Source organism: Pseudolysinimonas sp., assembly GCF_051954455.1.
Lineage (GTDB): Bacteria > Actinomycetota > Actinomycetes > Actinomycetales > Microbacteriaceae > Pseudolysinimonas.
The window spans coordinates 102,360-116,962 of record NZ_JBQCHS010000015.1 but is presented as its reverse complement, the minus strand read 5'-3'; the positions used below and the strand labels follow the sequence as shown (position 1 = coordinate 116,962).

The 14,603-nt window shown below is 71.5% G+C and carries 21 protein-coding genes; 14 read left to right on the top strand and 7 right to left on the bottom strand.

Annotated features, from left to right (window positions below; all coding sequences use genetic code 11):
- Nucleotides 1-21 precede the first annotated feature (21 nt).
- From ACTHM3_RS06930 to ACTHM3_RS06915, 4 genes are all read left to right on the top strand, one after another.
- The gene (locus ACTHM3_RS06930) at nt 22-1,014 is read left to right on the top strand and encodes a GlxA family transcriptional regulator (RefSeq protein WP_440405374.1); all 993 of its coding nucleotides are present in this window, start codon (nt 22-24) and stop codon (nt 1,012-1,014) included.
- An 84-nt stretch (nt 1,015-1,098) separates the two neighbouring features.
- A complete protein-coding gene (locus ACTHM3_RS06925; protein ID WP_440405373.1) occupies nt 1,099-1,479 on the top strand; it encodes a nuclear transport factor 2 family protein in 381 nt (126 codons plus the stop codon).
- Nucleotides 1,480-1,537: 58 nt separating this feature from the next.
- Nucleotides 1,538-1,783, top strand: coding sequence for a hypothetical protein (locus ACTHM3_RS06920; protein ID WP_440405372.1), 246 nt, complete (start codon nt 1,538-1,540; stop codon nt 1,781-1,783).
- Between the two features lie 10 nt (nt 1,784-1,793).
- On the top strand, nt 1,794-2,168 hold the full coding sequence (locus tag ACTHM3_RS06915) for a nitroreductase family deazaflavin-dependent oxidoreductase (protein WP_440405371.1): 375 nt from the start codon (nt 1,794-1,796) through the stop codon (nt 2,166-2,168).
- Here ACTHM3_RS06915 and ACTHM3_RS06910 read toward each other — a convergent pair.
- Both ACTHM3_RS06910 and upp read right to left on the bottom strand, forming a co-directional pair.
- Nucleotides 2,165-2,875 (bottom strand): winged helix-turn-helix domain-containing protein, encoded by a 711-nt coding sequence (locus ACTHM3_RS06910; protein ID WP_440405370.1) that lies wholly within the window; start codon nt 2,873-2,875, stop codon nt 2,165-2,167. The genes ACTHM3_RS06915 and ACTHM3_RS06910 overlap by 4 nt on opposite strands.
- Nucleotides 2,876-3,177: 302 nt before the next feature.
- Nucleotides 3,178-3,810 (bottom strand): uracil phosphoribosyltransferase, encoded by a 633-nt coding sequence (upp, locus tag ACTHM3_RS06905; RefSeq protein WP_440405369.1) that lies wholly within the window; start codon nt 3,808-3,810, stop codon nt 3,178-3,180.
- A gap of 12 nt (nt 3,811-3,822) precedes the next feature.
- On the opposite strand from upp, the gene tadA reads away from it, so the two are divergent.
- Nucleotides 3,823-4,299 (top strand): tRNA adenosine(34) deaminase TadA, encoded by a 477-nt coding sequence (tadA, locus tag ACTHM3_RS06900; protein ID WP_440405368.1) that lies wholly within the window; start codon nt 3,823-3,825, stop codon nt 4,297-4,299.
- On the opposite strand, the gene ACTHM3_RS06895 is transcribed toward tadA, so the two are convergent.
- A complete protein-coding gene (locus ACTHM3_RS06895) occupies nt 4,296-5,078 on the bottom strand; it encodes an SDR family NAD(P)-dependent oxidoreductase (protein WP_440405367.1) in 783 nt (260 codons plus the stop codon). The two genes, tadA and ACTHM3_RS06895, sit on opposite strands and share 4 nt — an antisense overlap.
- 101 nt (nt 5,079-5,179) lie before the next feature.
- Between ACTHM3_RS06895 and ACTHM3_RS06890 the strand changes: the two genes are divergently transcribed.
- On the top strand, nt 5,180-6,034 hold the full coding sequence (locus tag ACTHM3_RS06890) for a helix-turn-helix transcriptional regulator (RefSeq protein WP_440405366.1): 855 nt from the start codon (nt 5,180-5,182) through the stop codon (nt 6,032-6,034).
- Here ACTHM3_RS06890 and ACTHM3_RS06885 read toward each other — a convergent pair.
- The gene (locus ACTHM3_RS06885) at nt 6,018-6,983 is read right to left on the bottom strand and encodes a cation diffusion facilitator family transporter (RefSeq protein ID WP_440405365.1); all 966 of its coding nucleotides are present in this window, start codon (nt 6,981-6,983) and stop codon (nt 6,018-6,020) included. The two genes, ACTHM3_RS06890 and ACTHM3_RS06885, sit on opposite strands and share 17 nt — an antisense overlap.
- Before the next feature lie 42 nt (nt 6,984-7,025).
- Between ACTHM3_RS06885 and proC the strand changes: the two genes are divergently transcribed.
- Both proC and ACTHM3_RS06875 read left to right on the top strand, forming a co-directional pair.
- Complete coding sequence (gene proC / locus ACTHM3_RS06880) at nt 7,026-7,856, top strand: pyrroline-5-carboxylate reductase (RefSeq protein WP_440405364.1); 831 nt, start codon at nt 7,026-7,028, stop codon at nt 7,854-7,856.
- A gap of 110 nt (nt 7,857-7,966) precedes the next feature.
- Nucleotides 7,967-9,082, top strand: coding sequence for a Fic family protein (locus ACTHM3_RS06875; protein WP_440405363.1), 1,116 nt, complete (start codon nt 7,967-7,969; stop codon nt 9,080-9,082).
- A 1-nt stretch (nt 9,083) separates the two neighbouring features.
- Here ACTHM3_RS06875 and ACTHM3_RS06870 read toward each other — a convergent pair whose 3' ends face one another.
- Nucleotides 9,084-9,770 (bottom strand): potassium channel family protein, encoded by a 687-nt coding sequence (locus ACTHM3_RS06870; protein ID WP_440405362.1) that lies wholly within the window; start codon nt 9,768-9,770, stop codon nt 9,084-9,086.
- Nucleotides 9,763-11,181 carry a TrkH family potassium uptake protein gene (locus ACTHM3_RS06865; protein WP_440405361.1) on the bottom strand — a complete coding sequence of 473 codons (1,419 nt, stop codon included), beginning with the start codon at nt 11,179-11,181 and terminating at the stop codon, nt 9,763-9,765. The genes ACTHM3_RS06870 and ACTHM3_RS06865 overlap by 8 nt, the downstream gene beginning before the upstream one ends.
- A 38-nt stretch (nt 11,182-11,219) precedes the next feature.
- Between ACTHM3_RS06865 and ACTHM3_RS06860 the strand changes: the two genes are divergently transcribed.
- The 3 genes from ACTHM3_RS06860 to ACTHM3_RS06850 all read left to right on the top strand — a co-directional run bounded on the left by ACTHM3_RS06860 (nt 11,220) and on the right by ACTHM3_RS06850 (nt 12,164).
- On the top strand, nt 11,220-11,693 hold the full coding sequence (locus ACTHM3_RS06860; protein ID WP_440405360.1) for an ArsR/SmtB family transcription factor: 474 nt from the start codon (nt 11,220-11,222) through the stop codon (nt 11,691-11,693).
- A gap of 94 nt (nt 11,694-11,787) precedes the next feature.
- The gene (locus tag ACTHM3_RS06855) at nt 11,788-11,985 is read left to right on the top strand and encodes a helix-turn-helix domain-containing protein (protein WP_440405359.1); all 198 of its coding nucleotides are present in this window, start codon (nt 11,788-11,790) and stop codon (nt 11,983-11,985) included.
- Between the two features lie 80 nt (nt 11,986-12,065).
- On the top strand, nt 12,066-12,164 hold the full coding sequence (locus ACTHM3_RS06850; protein ID WP_003792170.1) for a 30S ribosomal protein bS22: 99 nt from the start codon (nt 12,066-12,068) through the stop codon (nt 12,162-12,164).
- A 144-nt stretch (nt 12,165-12,308) separates the two neighbouring features.
- Here ACTHM3_RS06850 and ACTHM3_RS06845 read toward each other — a convergent pair whose 3' ends face one another.
- Complete coding sequence (locus ACTHM3_RS06845) at nt 12,309-13,073, bottom strand: HAD family hydrolase (protein ID WP_440405358.1); 765 nt, start codon at nt 13,071-13,073, stop codon at nt 12,309-12,311.
- Between the two features lie 34 nt (nt 13,074-13,107).
- On the opposite strand from ACTHM3_RS06845, the gene ACTHM3_RS06840 reads away from it, so the two are divergent.
- From ACTHM3_RS06840 to ACTHM3_RS06830, 3 genes are all read left to right on the top strand, one after another.
- Nucleotides 13,108-13,356 carry a glutaredoxin family protein gene (locus ACTHM3_RS06840; RefSeq protein ID WP_440405357.1) on the top strand — a complete coding sequence of 83 codons (249 nt, stop codon included), beginning with the start codon at nt 13,108-13,110 and terminating at the stop codon, nt 13,354-13,356.
- A gap of 70 nt (nt 13,357-13,426) precedes the next feature.
- Nucleotides 13,427-13,981 (top strand): NADPH-dependent FMN reductase, encoded by a 555-nt coding sequence (locus tag ACTHM3_RS06835; protein ID WP_440405356.1) that lies wholly within the window; start codon nt 13,427-13,429, stop codon nt 13,979-13,981.
- Complete coding sequence (locus ACTHM3_RS06830) at nt 13,981-14,565, top strand: hypothetical protein (RefSeq protein WP_440405355.1); 585 nt, start codon at nt 13,981-13,983, stop codon at nt 14,563-14,565. Before ACTHM3_RS06835 ends, ACTHM3_RS06830 begins: the two co-directional genes overlap by 1 nt.
- The last annotated feature ends 38 nt before the right edge of the window (nt 14,566-14,603 follow it).

Below are 14,603 nucleotides of genomic sequence, written 5' to 3'. Positions count from 1 at the left end.
ACCTTCCATTACGATCACGCCATGTCCGCCGCAGCCCCCCATCGCGTCGTCGTTCTCGCCCAGGACGGCGCGTATCCGTTCGAGCTCGGGATCCCCGCCCGCATCTTCGGCGCCGCGGACGAGCCGTACGAGGTGCTCCTGTGCACGCCCGACGGTGGGCCGATCCGCACCAATGCGGGCTTCTCCGTCGCGCCCGAGCACGGACCCGAGGCCCTCGAGACCGCCGACACCGTGATCGTCGCGCCCGTCGACCCCACCCGGTTGCGCCGCGAGCTGTCGCCGGTGGTGGCGGCGGCTCTCGCCCGCGTCCGGCCGGGGACGCGCATGGCATCCATCTGCACCGGCGGCTTCACGCTGGCCGCGGCCGGTCTCCTCGACACCCGGCGCGCCACCACCCACTGGCAGTGCGCGCCGCTCTTCGCGACCTGGTACCCCCATGTCGACGTGGACGAGAACGTGCTCTACGTCGGTGACGAGCACGTCGTGACGTCGGCGGGTGCGGCGTCCGGCATCGACCTCTGCCTTCACCTGCTCCGCCAGGACCACGGGGCCGCCGCGGCCGCCCGCGCGGCACGCCGCTGCGTCGTCGCGCCCCACCGCGACGGCGGTCAGGCGCAGTACATCGAGCGCCCGGTCGCCGCCCTCGCCGACAGCTCGACCTCCGCCACTCGCGCCTGGGCGATGGACCGGCTCGGGGAGATGCTGACCGTGGCGACTCTGGCTCGGCACGCGCACATGAGCGAGCGCACCTTCGTGCGCCGCTTCACCGCGGAGACCGGGGTCGCGCCGCGCCGGTGGCTGACGCAACAGCGACTGCTCGCCGCCCGGGCCCTGCTGGAGTCCACCGACATGGGGGTCGATGCCGTCGCAGCGCACGTCGGCTACGCCACCGCCACGTCGCTGCGCAATCACCTCGGGTCCGCGCTCGGCGTCGCGCCCTCGGTGTACCGCCGCACGTTCCGCCGTCGCCCGTCCACACCCGGAGAGGCGTCGGACGACCTGGCCGGTTCGTAACGGACCCTGACGCTCGCGTCACTGTCCGCCGGGGCGCGGTCGACCTAGCCTCGAGGCGATCCGACCGCTTGCGAAAGGCCGACATTGCCCGCCCTCGATCCTACCGACCTCGTCGTCGCGTTCTACACACGCGCCTTCAACGACGGTCAGCCCGAAGCCGCCGCCGAGGCCGCGCTCGGGGAGAGCTACGTCCAGCACAACCCCGGCGCCCCCGACGGAGCCGCGGCGTTCATCGCCTACGTGCGCACGATGCGCGGGCAGTTCCCGCAGTTGCGCCTCGAGGTCAAGCGCACCATCACCGATGGCGAGTACGTCTGGACCCACAGCAGGATCACGCTGTCGCCCGAGCGCCGCGGGCTCGCGGTGGCCGATATCTGGCGCGTCGCCGACAACCGGATCGTGGAGCACTGGGACGTGATCCAGGAGGTGCCCGACCAGGCGGCGAACGGCAACACGATGTTCTGAGCCGGCCCCCCGCAGCCGCCCGCTTCCGGATGGCGGGCGGTGCGTGCACCATGAGCCTGTGGACGGTGAACGGCAGTCGGTCGGTCGAGCTCGGCTCGACGTGATCGTCGGCGAGCGGCTCGACGGTGCGGACGGCGCGCTCGTGGTCAAGCTGCCGGAGGAACGCGTGCGCGGGCTCGTCGACGCCGGTGAGGGCGACCCGATGACCATCCGCGACCGGACGATGCGGGAGTGGGTGCGGATCCCGCCCGACGGCGACTGGCAACCTCTCGTCGTCGAGGCGCACGCGTTCCGCGCCGTGTGACGATGGACCCGTGGCATCCCTCGAGCAGGCTCTGGCGCAGGATCGCGTCGTCGACATCACCACCACCGGGCGCACGAGCGGCGAGCCGCGGCGCATCGAGATCTGGTTCGAGCGGTTCGACGACCGCTACTGGATCACCGGCACGCCGGGGTCGCGCGGCTGGTACGCGAACCTCCTCGCCACACCGGATTTCACGTTCCACCTCAAGGAGTCGGCGCAGGCCGACCTGCTCGCCCACGCCCGCCCCGTGACCGGCGAGGAGAAGGCACGCGTGCTCGCCGGCATCATGACCGAGCTCCCGGCCTTCGCGGGGAAGCTCACCGACGCCAGCCCGCTCGTCGAGGTGACCTTCGACGGCATCCCCGGCAGCGGCGACCGAGACTAGAAGACGTCCGGCGACGGCGTCGAGGCGTAGCGGATCGCGACGTCGGCGTGCCGGTCGAAGCGGTAGCCGGCGCCCCGCACGGTCCGCACGATGTCCTCGTACGCCCCGAGCTTCGAGCGCAGCCGCCGCACGTGGACGTCGATGGTGCGCTCGTTCGGCGTCTCCTCGTCGTCGCCCTCGCCCCACAGCGTCGCGATGATCTCGTGGCGGTCGATGGTGCGCCCCTCGCGCAGCACGAGGAACTGCAGGAGCTCGAACTCCTTGTAGGTGAGCGGCGCGGTCTCGCCGTCGAGCAGCACGCGCTTGCGGGAGATGTCGATGACGACGCCCCCGTGCGGCTCGGGCGCGGCGGGCACCGGGGCGGACTGGCGGTGCTTGGCGAGGGCGGCCGGGTCCTGCAGCGCGAGCCGCACGACGTCGACGTCGCGGCCGCCCGAGCCCGCCGGGGCGAGGGCGACGGCCGCATAGGTCTCGGCGCCGGGCGCCAGGTCGGCCAGGGCGCGCTTCAACGCCTGGACGATGCCGGGGAGGTCGGTGCCGGCCGCGGCCGCGGCGGCCTCGTCGATGCCGACGTAGAGCGCGAATCCGCGCGGCTCGGTGCCCTCGGGCACGGCGCGGAGGCGGCGCTCCGGCTGGGCGGGAGCGGGCGTCGGGGCGACCGAGATCGAGGCGGACGGGCGGACGGGGGAGAGAGCGGCGAGCGACATGGTGTCGAATCCTTGGTCTTCGGAGGCGTCGCTCGCGGAATGATCCGTCGCGGACGACGCGGTGGTGTCGGTGTGCGGTGGTTCGCCGGGAGAGTCCGGCGTGCGGGAGCTCACGAGAGGAACTCGGACGGGGCGGGATCCGTCAGGCGCACATTCGACAGCACATGACCGCGCTCGCCGGCATCATCGTGCCGGCGTTCCCGAGGGCCGAAGCGGTCCGGGTGCGCAGGTGGGCGGTCATGCGTGACATTGTCACACAGCGTGTGCTCCGCTGAGAAGCGGGGCCCATCCGGCCCGACCGCTCAGACCGTGCCGTACAGCCGGTCGCCGGCGTCGCCGAGCCCCGGGACGATGTAGCCGACCTCGTTGAGCCGTTCGTCCTTCGCGCCGAGCACGATCGTCACATCGCGGCCCTCGGTCGCCTTCTCGACGGCCGCGAGGCCCTCCGGCGCGCCGAGCAGGCAGATCGCGGTCACGTCGACGGCGCCGCGGTCGAAGAGGTACTCGATGGCCGCGATGAGCGAGCCGCCCGTGGCGAGCATCGGGTCGAGCACGAAGCACTGCCGATCCGAGAGGTCGTCGGGCAGGCGCTCGGCGTAGATGTCGGGCTGCAGGGTCTCCTCGTTGCGCACCATCCCGAGGAAGCCGACCTCCGCGGTCGGGACCAGCTTGACCATGCCGTCCAGCATCCCGAGACCGGCCCGGAGGATCGGGACCACGAGCGGGCGTGGGTCGCTGATCGCGAGCCCCTGCGCCTCGGCCACGGGCGTCTGCACCGTGACCGGCGTCGTGCGGACGTTGCGGGTCGCCTCGTAGGCGAGCAGCGTGACGAGCTCCTCCGCGAGGTTGCGGAACGTCGGCGACGGCGTGGTGCGGTCGCGCAGCACCGTGAGCTTGTGGGTGATCAGCGGATGGTCGGCCACGTGCACGCGCATAGGGTCAAGGGTATGGCCGCGGCCCTCGACCTCGAAGCCCCGATGCGGGCGGCGCTCGCCGAGGCCGAGCTGGCGCGGCGGCACGGCGACGTGCCGGTCGGGGCGGTGCTGCTCGACGCCGACGGATCCGTGCTCGCGACCGGCCGCAACCGCCGCGAGGAGGACCGTGACCCGACGGCGCACGCGGAGGTCGTCGCGATCCGCGCGGGGGCGGCGATCCGCGGGGACTGGCATCTCGACGACTGCACCCTGGTCGTCACGCTCGAGCCGTGCGTGCTCTGCGCGGGCGCGATCCTCGCGGCGCGCATCCCGCGGGTGGTGTTCGGGGCGTGGGACGAGAAGGCGGGCGCGGCCGGCAGCGTGCACGACCTGCTGCGCGACCGGCGCCTGCCCCATCGGGTGGAGGTGATCCCGGGCGTCCTCGCCGAGGAGACCGGGGCGGTGCTCCTCGAGTTCTTCCGCGGGAGGCGCGGCTCCGAGCTCGACTAACCGGCGAGCGGCTGCCAGCGCCCCATCCCCTGGCCGCCCGAGGCCTCGATCCGCTGGCCGGTGACCCACGCGAGGTCCTCGGAGAGGATCGCGGCGACCGCAGCGCCGATGTCGTCGGGCCGACCCGCGCGGCCGAGCGGGCTCGAGGCGGCGATCGCGGCCTGGTACCGCTCGTCGTCGCGGATGACCCCGCCGGCGAAGTCGGTCGCGGTCGCGCCCGGGGCGATCACATTGACCCGGATGCCGCGCGGACCGAGCTCCTTCGCGAGGTAGCGCGTCCACACCTCGACGGCCCCCTTCATCGACGCGTACACCGCGTACTGCGGGTTGACGAGGTTCTGCGTGAGCCCCGTCGACACGTTGAGGATGCGGGCGCCCTCGCCGAGCAGGGGGCTCAGCTCCTGGGTGAGGAGCAGCGGCCCGGTCAGGTGCACCGCGACCAGCTCGTCGATCTGCTCCTTCGTGGTGCTGCCGAAGGGGGTGTCGCCCGCGAAGCCGGCGTTGTTCAGGAGGACGTCGAGCTCCTCGCGGCCCCACCGGTCGCGGAGGACGGCGCGCAGCTCGGCGGCGAAGGCGGCGAAGGTCGCCGGCGTCGTCGTGTCGAGGCGGAGGGCGAGGGCGGTCCGTCCGAGCTCCTCGACCTCCGCGACGACCGCGGCGGCCTCGTCGGCGGCCGAGTTGTAGGTCAGGACGACGTCGACGTCATGAGCGGCGAGAGCGAGCGCGGATGCGCGACCGAGGCCGCGGGATCCGCCGGTGATGAGAGCGATGCGTGTCATGACCTCGATCGTGCGCGCCTCGCCGCGGAGCATCCAGGACCCGCGGATCGGGGGATCGCGGATCCCTGGCACGCGCGTCGCCGGCGCGGGAGCATGGACGCGTGGAGACCGATCGCGCCCAGCTCGCCGACTTCCTGCGCACCCGGCGCGAGGCGCTGCAGCCGGAGGACGTCGGACTCCCACGCGGGCCGCGCCGGCGGACGGCGGGGCTGCGGCGCGAGGAGGTGGCGCAGCTGGTCGGGATGTCGGCCGACTACTACGGTCGCCTCGAGCAGCAGCGCGGTCCGCAGCCGTCGGTGCAGATGCTGCAGGCGATCGCCCGCGGGCTGCACCTCAGCCGCGCCGAGCGCGACCACCTGTTCCGACTCGCCGGGCATCCGGCCCCGACCCGGCCGGGCGACCTGGACCACGTCGCGCCCGGCATCCTCCGCATCATGGACCGGCTGCGCGACACCCCCGCCCTCGTGCTCACCGAGACGGGCGAGACCCTGCTGCAGACCCCGCTCGCGTCGGTGATCCTCGGCGACGCGTCCCAGCGCCGCGGGTTCGAGCGCGCGACCGGTTACCGCTGGTTCACCGACCCGTCGTCCCGCGCGATGTACCACCCGGACGACCACGAGCTGCACGGCCGGGTCTGGGTCGCGGAGCTGCGCGCCGCGCTGTCGGCGGGCGGCCCGGGCTCGCGCGCCGCGGAGCTGGTCGCCGCGCTGCAGCGGGAGAGCCCCGAGTTCTCGGCGATCTGGGCCGAGCACGAGGTCGCGGAGAAGGCGCTTCGCACGAAGCGGTTCCGGCATCCGGAGGTCGGCGACTTCGTGCTGGACTGCGAGACGCTCCTCGACACCGAGACGCAGCAGCGGCTGCTGGTGCTCACCGCCGCGCCGGGCAGCGACTCCGCGGAGAAGCTCGCCCTGCTCGCCGTCGTCGCGGAGGCGGGGCTCGTCAGTCCGTCGACTTGATGACGATCGCGTCGGTCGCCATGTCGCGCACCTCGACCGGCCGGTAGACGTCGGGCTCGATGTAGATGAGGCGTGCGACCGGGATCTGCGCGCGGATGTCGGCCTCCATCTGGTCGATCGCCGCGGCGAGATCGACGGTCGTCGTCGCGCGCGGGAAGGCGACCTTCGCGGCCACGAGCATCTCCTCCGGCCCGAGGTAGAGCGTCTTCAGGTGGATGAGCGCCTCCGTCCGGGGGTGCGCGTTGAACGCGTCGCGGATGCGCTCGACGACGTCCGGCTCCGCCCCCTCGCCGATGAGGAGGCTCTTGGTGATCGAGCCCAGGACGATCGCGACCGCGACGAGGAGCAGGCCGATCAGCAGCGTGCCGATCGCGTCGAAGACGGGGTTGCCGGTGATCACGGTGAGGCCGACGCCGGCGAGGGCGAAGAGCAGGCCGAGAAGGGCCGCGCTGTCCTCGAACAGCACCACCGGCAGCTCCGGCGCCTTCGCCCGGCGCAGGAACGAGATCCAGGAGCCCGTCCCCTTGAAGGGCAGCGACTCCTTGCGCGCGGTGCGGAACGAGAAGCCCTCCAGCACGATCGAGATGAGGATGACCGTGATCGGCAGCCACCAGTTCTCGATCGCGTGGTGCTCCTCGGTGAGCTTCTGGATGCCCTCGTAGACCGAGTACGCGCCGCCCACCGAGAACAGCACGATCGAGACGATGAAGGCGAAGAGGTAGCGCTCGCGTCCGTAGCCGAACGGATGCTCCTGGTCGGCCGCCTTCTTCGCGCGCCGGCCGCCGACGAGCAGCAGCACCTGGTTGATGGTGTCGGCGAAGGAGTGCACGGCCTCGGCGAGCATGGCCGCGGAGCCGGAGAACAGCGCCGCGACGAGCTTCGTCAATGCGATCCCCAGGTTGGCCGCCATGGCCGCGATGATCGCCTTGCCGCCGCCCTCTGCGCTCACGCCCCCACGCTAGCGCTCGTGCCCTCGCATAGGATCGCGGCCGTGACCGCCTCGCTGCCCCGGATCGCCCTGCTCGGAGCCGGCTCGATGGGGGGTGCGATCCTCGCCGGCCTGCTCGCCTCGGGCGCGCCGCACGGCGGCATCACCGTCACCAACCGGACCGCGGCGAAGGCGGATCCGCTCGCCGGCGACGGGGTCGACTCGCTCGCTCTCGAGCGGGACCCGGCGGCCAACCGCACCGCGGTCCGCGGCGCCGGGCTCGTCGTGCTGGGCGTCAAGCCCGCGATGATCGGCGACCTGCTCGACGAGATCCGCGACGACCTCACGCCCGACGTGATCGTGGTCAGCATCGCGGCGGGCGTGACGATCGCGACCATGGAGGGGCGGATCCCGAACCCCGTGCTCCGCGCGATGCCCAACACGCCGTCGCTCGTGCGGCTCGGGGTGACGGGTCTCGCCGCCGGACCGCGCGTGACGCCGGAGCAGACCGCCGTCGCGCGCGCCCTGTTCGAGACGGTCGGGGCGGTCATCGAGCTGCCGGAGGACCGCATCGACGCGCTCAGTGCGGTCTCCGGCTCGGGCCCCGCCTACGTCTTCCTGCTCATGGAGCAGTGGACCGCCGCCGCCCGACAGCTGGGGTTCGACGAGGGCGACGCGCGCCTCATGGTCGAGCAGACCTTCCGCGGCGCGTCGGAGCTGCTGGCCGGCTCCGACGTCGACCCCGCGGAGCTCCGCCGCCGCGTCACGAGCCCCAAGGGCACGACGGAGCGGGCGATCGGGGTGCTCGAGGAGGGCGACCTGGTCGGGCTGTTCGGGCGCGCGATGGACGCGGCGCTCGAGCGGGCGCGGGCCCTCTCCCGCGGCGAGGCGTAGCGCCGCGGCGACACGATGTCCGTGTGAAGACGTTTGACACATCGATCTGACGTGTAAAAAGAACCGCCAAATATTTACACGTCTGGAGAGCGCGTCCCTAGACTTGGTCCATGAGTTGGGCTCCGTCGGCTCCCTACAACGACCTTCCTCTCCTACCGCCCTCGGTCGAGGTCGAGACGCGCGAGGTGCTGAAGCTGACCGTCGAGGCGCGGTCGGCGATGGCGAGCCTGGACCAGGCGGTGCGCCGCATGACGAACCCCCGGGTTCTGCTGAACGCGATCCCGCTGCTCGAAGCTCAGGCCAGCTCTGAGATCGAGAACATCGTCACCACGGCCGACGACCTGTTCCGCTTCGCGCAAGATGAAGGCGCGGCCACCAATCCGGCGACGAAAGAGACCCTCAACTATCGTGCGGCATTGTTCGAGGGCGTCGCCCTCATCCGCGCGCGTCCCTTGTCGGCCAACACGGCCATCGACGTATGCACCGTCGTCAAGAGTCGCGAGATGGATGTGAGGAAGTTGCCGGGGACGTTCATCGGAAACCCGGCTACCAGAGAGGCGATTTACACCCCGCCGATGGGTGAGAAGGTGATCCGCGGCCTGCTCTCAAACTGGGAGCGCTTCGTGCACGGATCGGGTGATCTCGATCCCCTCGTCTCGATGGCCATCGCGCATTACCAGTTCGAAGCGATCCACCCCTTCGAAGACGGGAACGGCCGTACCGGAAGAATTCTGAACGTCCTGATGCTGATGGAGGTCGGTCTGATCGCGGAACCGATCCTCTATCTCTCTCGATACATCATTCAGAACAAGGACGAGTACTACCGACTCCTGCTTGCGGTGACCGAGGGCGGCGCGTGGACGGACTGGGTGCTGTTCATGGTGGAAGGGGTCCGACAGACCGCCTTGAGCACGGTGCAGAAAATCGATCAGATTCAAGCTCTTCAGCTCGAGACGCTCGAGTCGATCCGAGCGGTGACAGGAGGGGCCAATGCCGACCTCCTGGCTGTCCTCTTCGAGCAGCCCTATTGCCGCATCGCCAACGTCGTCCAGCGTTGCCGGGTCTCGCGTCCGACCGCGACGAAGTGGCTGAACGATTTGCAGGATGCCGGGGTCCTTGTCGATGTGCGTGCCGGGCGTGAGCGCCTCTTCATCAACACCCGCTTCTTCCAGCTTCTCGTCCGGGCCGACTCCGCGCCGCCGATCGGCGAGCCGCGGCTGTTCTGAGCTACTTCAATCGCGCGAACCGCTCCAGCGCGTCCGAGGCGCCGCTGACCAGCACGATGTCGTCGTCGTGCAACACCGTCTCGGTCGTCGCGTAGGTGAAGTCGCTGCCCGGCGACTTCACGCCGACGACCGTCACCCCGTGCTTCGAGCGGAGCCCGCTCTGCCCGAGCGGGATGCCGCGGAGCGGCCGCGGGGCGCGCATCTTCACGATCGCGAAGTCCTCGTCGAACTGGATGTAGTCGAGCATCCGGTTCGAGACGAGGTGCGCGACCCGCTCGCCGGCCTCCGCCTCCGGGTAGACGACGTGGTGGGCGCCGATCCTCGACAGGATCGTGCCGTGGGCGTGACTGACGGCCTTCGCCCAGATCTGCCGGATGCCGAGGTCCACGAGGTTCGCGGTGATGAGCACGCTCGACTCGATCGACGAGCCGACCGCGACCACCGCGACCGGGAAGTCCTTCGCGCCCAGCTGCCGGAGCGCCTCGACGGAGCGTGCGTCGGCCTGCACGGCGTGCGTCAGCCGATCGGCCCACTTCTGCACGAGCGCCGCGTCCTCGTCGATGGCGAGCACGTCGCGGTCGAGTCGAGCCAGCTGGCCCGCGGTCGCGGCGCCGAAGCGGCCCAACCCGATCACGAGCACGGGGGCGTCGACGGGGATGTCGTCGAGGGTGAATGCGTCGTCAGCCAACGATGGGCCTCTCCTCCGGTCGGCGGAACAGCTGGCGCCGCGTGCTCGCGGCGAGCGCCGCCGCGATGGTCACGGTGCCGATGCGTCCCAGGAACATGGTCGCGGCGAGCACGTACTGCGCGGGCTCCGACGCGCTCGCCGTGAAGCCGGTCGAGAGCCCGCAGGTCGCGAACGCGCTGATGACGTCGAACAGCACGAAGTCGAGTCGGGCGCCCGTCATGACGAGCAGGGTGATGGTCGCCGCCGCGACGGTCGTGGCGCCCCAGAGCACGACGCTGACGGCCAGCCGCATGACGTCGCTCGGGATGCGGCGGCGGTAGGCCTCCATGTCGTCGACGCCGCGCGCCTCCGCGATCGCGCCGAGGAACAGGATCGCGAGCGTCGTCACCTTGATGCCGCCCGCCGTCGAGGCGGAGCCGCCGCCCACGAACATGAGCATGTCGGCGACGAACAGGCTCGCGCCGTCGAGGTGCGCGTAGTCGACGGTCGAGAACCCGCCCGAGCGGGCCATCGACGACTGGAAGAAGCTCTGCAGGATGCGCTGCCCGGGGTCGAGGCCCGCCTGCTCCCCGTTCCACTGCAGCGCGAGGAAGGCGACGGCGCCGCCGACGAGCAGCAGGAGGAACGTCGCGATCGTGAGCTTGACGTGGAGGCTCCAGGTGCGCGGCCGCCGCAGACGGCGCGCGAGCGTGTGGATGACGGGGAACCCGATGGCCCCGAACCCGACGGCGAGCATGAGCACGACGAGGAACCACGCGTCGTGCGCGTACGGCGCGAGCCCCTCGCTCGACGGGAGGAATCCGGTGTTGGTGAACGCCATCGCGGCCGTGTAGACGGACTGCCAGCCCGCGGTCCACGGGTCGGCGCCGGCGAGCAACATGCGCGGGAAGAGGAGCACGGCGGCGGCGAGCTCGATGACGAGCACGCTGATCGCGACCGTGATGACCAGCCCGCCCGTCTCCCCGAGCTTCAGCGCCTGGCCGTCGGCGCGGACGCCCCTGCGCAGGCTCAACGGATTCGCGTCGCCCGCGGCGAGGAGCTTCTGCCGCAGCCCCAGCTTGCGGCTGATGATGAGGCCGAGGATCGAGGCGAGCGTGAGCACCCCGATGCCGCCGATCTCCACCCCGACGAAGACGAACACGTGCCCGAGCGGTGACCAGAAGGTCGCCATGTCGACGGTCGAGAGCCCCGTCACGCAGACCACGGAGATCGCGGTGAAGAGCGCGTCGACGAGGGGTGCGCGGTCGCCCGACGCGGTCGCGATCGGGAGGGAGAACAGGATCGTGAAGACGGCGGTCAGGCCGGCGAAGACGAGGATCGCGAAGCGCGCGGGTGTGGCGATCGAGAAGTCGCCGATGGCGTCGGCCAGCCGCGCGGTCCACGGGCCGCTGCGCGCCGGCATCCCGCCCATCCCTGGATGCTACCGGCGCGGTATGGGACCCTGGTCGGATGAGCGACATCTTCGACGTCCTCGCCGACGGCACCCGTCGCGAGCTGCTGCGCACCCTCCGTGAGCGCGCGGGCGAGGTGAGCGTCGGGGAGCTCGTCGAGCAGCTGGGCATCAGCCAGCCGACCGTCTCCAAGCACCTCAAGGTGCTGCGCGACCACTCCCTCGTGGCCGTGCGCGAGGAGGGGCAGCACCGCTACTACCGCCTGGACGCGGAGCCGCTCGTCGAGGTCGAGGACTGGCTCGCGCCGTTCGCGGCGGCGGCCACGCGGCCGGGCTCCGACGGCGCCGGGACGATCGTCGAGGGCGGTGCGTTCACCGCGTGGGCCGGCGCCGAGGTCGGCGACCGTGTCGGTCGCGCGGCGGCCGACACCGCGCACCAGGCGCGAGCCGCTCTGGAGGCCGCTCAGGAGAAGCTGCAGGGGGCGCAGCGGGCGCTGGCTGGGCGCCTTCCGGGTCGCCGCCGATCCCTGTAGACACGGGGGCTCGGCGTCCCCTACATTGACGCAGGGCCACTTGCGTCACAGGAGTCACACAGACCACAGCAAGGGGCGAGACAAGGGGGAGGCGATGGCCGACCTGTCGGATGTCCGCTTCCTCACCGTCGCCGAGGTCGCCGAGATGATGCGGGTCTCGTCCATGACGGTGTACCGGATGGTGCACGCGGGCGAACTTCCGGCCGTGCGCTTCGGGCGCTCGTACCGCATCCCCGAGTCGGCCGTCGCGCAGCTCGTCGCGAATCCGTCCTCGGACGCACAGGCGGGCTGAGCTAGACTTCTGCGGTTGACTTCCCACGCGGTTCGATCGGACGCCGCTGGTGGTCCGTTTCGAATCGAATGAGGTGAACTATGGGCTCCGTCATCAAGAAGCGCCGCAAGCGCATGGCGAAGAAGAAGCACCGCAAGCTGCTGCGCAAGACGCGGCACCAGCGTCGCAACAAGAAGTAGGCGAGAACGCCCGGCTCCGGCCGGGCGTTCTGCGTCTTCGGGGTAGCGCTCCCGCGCCCACCCTCTTCCCGACCCGAGATGCCGCTTCGGGCCGTCCTCACGCGACGGCAGCAGCCCGACGTGGCGACTCGCCTCTCCGCGGGGTCAGCGGCGGGAGGGCTTCTTCGCGTCCTTCGCCTCGCGGCGGAGGCGTCGACGCGCCTCGCGGATGCTCGACGGCTTCATCCGCATGATCGGCCAGTGGTGGTCGTGGGCGTGCTTCAGCAGCGCGACGTCCGGATTCACGACCGTGGGGTGCCCGACCAGCTCGAGGAGCGGGATGTCGTTGCGGCTGTCGGAGTAGGCCCAGCTCTCCGCGAGGTCCGCGCCCTCGCGCTCGGCGAGCTCGCGCACCGCCTCCGCCTTGCGCTCCTTGTGCATGATGTGGCCCACGATCTTGCCCGTGTAGACGCCGTCGACCGACTCGAAGTGCGAGCCGATCGCACCGGTCAGACCGAGCTGCTGCGCGATCCGGTTGCCGATCTCCCATGGTGTCGCGGAGACGAGCCAGACCTGGTGGCCGCGCGCGATGTGATCCTGGGCGAGCTTCACCGTGTCGGGGTAGAGACGCGGCCTGATCCGGTGCTCCCAGATCTCGTCGGCGATCTCGAGCACCTGGGCCTGGGATGCGCCGGAGGCGAGCCCGAGCGCCCGCTCGCGCGCCGCATCCAGGTGGCGGTTGTTCTCGCCGACCATGATGAAGCGGATCTGCTGCCAGCCGAACACCGCGATGTCGCGCCCGCGGATGAGCTTGCGCTTCCAGGCCTCCCGCCCGAGCTGGAAGAGACTCGTGCCGCGCATGAGGGTGTTGTCGACGTCGAAGAGCGCCAGGATCGGCCGCTCGCTCGGCGTGGTCGACTCCTCGGGCATCGGTCCATCGTATCGGGGTGCCTACCCTGGTCCCATGCCGAGCCTCACCCTCCTGACCCGACCGGGATGCCACCTGTGCGACGATGCGCGCGCGGTCGTGGCGGACGTGCTGCGGGGGTTTCCGGGGGTCGCGTTCGAGGAGCGCTCGATCGTCGGCGACGCGGAGCTCGAACGTGCGTACGCGGAGGAGATCCCGGTGGTGCTCATCGACGACCGGGTGCACACCATCTGGCGCGTCGACCGCGCGCGCCTGGAGAAGGCGTTGGTCGCGGTCGGGGGGTGAGTCGCTCGGGGATCGAGTCCGGCGGGGATCGAGCCTGTCGGAATCCGTCCGACCGCACTACCCTCCGAGCATGGCTCGATTGCCGATCCTCGCCATCTGCGGGAGCCTGCGGGCCGACTCGCTGCACCGCGGGCTGCTCCGCGCGGTCGAACGCCGGGCGCCGGGCCTGCAGCTGCTGGGGGAGGACCTGGTGGGCGAGCTCCCGCTCATGGACCCCGACCTCGACACCCCGAACCGGATGCCGTCGGCGGCGCGCGAGTTCCGACTCCTCGCGGAGGCCTGCGCGGGTGCCGTCATCGCGTCGCCCGAGTACGTGCACTCGGCGTCGGGCGTGACCAAGAACGCGCTGGACTGGCTGGCCGGCTCGACCGGTCTGTACGGCAAGCCGGTGCTCTTGATGTCGGCATCCCCCGGGCAGACCGGCGGCATCCGCGGGCTCGCGGCGCTCGTGCCGACGCTGCTCGCACTCGATGCGACGCTGGTGGACCCGGTGACGGTGTCGCGGGCGCCGTCGCGGATCCGGGCTGACGGCGAGGTGCTGGAGGCGGGGCTCGACCTGCGCCTGGACATCGCGGTCGAGCAGCTCCGCGACGCCCTCGCGGTGTCCGCGGTCGCGGCGCGCTGATGTACGCCCTCTACGGCAGCGACAACGAGGCCGGCGAGCCCTACGTCGTGCCGCCGTGGCTTCGGCAGCCGGAGGACGAGATCCCGGTCGTGCTGCCGATCGGGGCGGTCGCGGCACGCACCGAGGGCACGGTCGTCAGCGTCCCGCGGGTCGAGGTGTACTCGACGGGCACGGTGATCTGCGCCGACGTCGTGATGCGCCGTCGCGAGGAGACGGATCGCGACTGGAGCTGGCTGATGCACGGCCGCTTCGAGCATCGGCCCGGGGAGGGCGACCTCCGCTGGAGGGTCGAGCTCGGCGACGGGTCGACCGCGGAGATCGGCGAGCTGTATCGCGGCCACCCGACAGTCGACCGGCCTCCCGAGGGGTGGACCCTCACGCCGGCGAACGGCACGGGCGGCGGGGGCGGCGGCGGAGAGCTGTGGGAGCAGCACCACGGATTCTGGCTCTGGCCTCTCCCGCCGGCAGGTCGGCTCGATCTCGTGGTCGAGTGGCGTGAGCGCGGGATCCCGGAGTCGCGCGCGGCGCTCGACGGCGACGCGATCCTCGACGCCGTGGCGCGCGTGCAGCCGCTCTGGGCGTGAGGGTCTCGAGACGCCGGCGGGGCCGGCTGCTCGACCCG

Excerpts from the sequence above, each read along its gene's own strand:
- ACTHM3_RS06930 (WP_440405374.1), top strand. The coding sequence starts at position 22 with ATGTCCGCCGCAGCCCCCCATCGCGTCGTCGTTCTCGCCCAGGACGGC.
- ACTHM3_RS06910 (WP_440405370.1), bottom strand. The coding sequence starts at position 2,875 with ATGTCGCTCGCCGCTCTCTCCCCCGTCCGCCCGTCCGCCTCGATCTCG.
- upp (WP_440405369.1), bottom strand. The coding sequence starts at position 3,810 with ATGCGCGTGCACGTGGCCGACCATCCGCTGATCACCCACAAGCTCACG.
- tadA (WP_440405368.1), top strand. The coding sequence starts at position 3,823 with ATGGCCGCGGCCCTCGACCTCGAAGCCCCGATGCGGGCGGCGCTCGCC.
- ACTHM3_RS06895 (WP_440405367.1), bottom strand. The coding sequence starts at position 5,078 with ATGACACGCATCGCTCTCATCACCGGCGGATCCCGCGGCCTCGGTCGC.
- ACTHM3_RS06875 (WP_440405363.1), top strand. The coding sequence starts at position 7,967 with ATGAGTTGGGCTCCGTCGGCTCCCTACAACGACCTTCCTCTCCTACCG.
- ACTHM3_RS06865 (WP_440405361.1), bottom strand. The coding sequence starts at position 11,181 with ATGGGCGGGATGCCGGCGCGCAGCGGCCCGTGGACCGCGCGGCTGGCC.
- ACTHM3_RS06860 (WP_440405360.1), top strand. The coding sequence starts at position 11,220 with ATGAGCGACATCTTCGACGTCCTCGCCGACGGCACCCGTCGCGAGCTG.
- ACTHM3_RS06855 (WP_440405359.1), top strand. The coding sequence starts at position 11,788 with ATGGCCGACCTGTCGGATGTCCGCTTCCTCACCGTCGCCGAGGTCGCC.
- ACTHM3_RS06850 (WP_003792170.1), top strand. The coding sequence starts at position 12,066 with ATGGGCTCCGTCATCAAGAAGCGCCGCAAGCGCATGGCGAAGAAGAAG.
- ACTHM3_RS06845 (WP_440405358.1), bottom strand. The coding sequence starts at position 13,073 with ATGCCCGAGGAGTCGACCACGCCGAGCGAGCGGCCGATCCTGGCGCTC.
- ACTHM3_RS06840 (WP_440405357.1), top strand. The coding sequence starts at position 13,108 with ATGCCGAGCCTCACCCTCCTGACCCGACCGGGATGCCACCTGTGCGAC.
- ACTHM3_RS06835 (WP_440405356.1), top strand. The coding sequence starts at position 13,427 with ATGGCTCGATTGCCGATCCTCGCCATCTGCGGGAGCCTGCGGGCCGAC.
- ACTHM3_RS06830 (WP_440405355.1), top strand. The coding sequence starts at position 13,981 with ATGTACGCCCTCTACGGCAGCGACAACGAGGCCGGCGAGCCCTACGTC.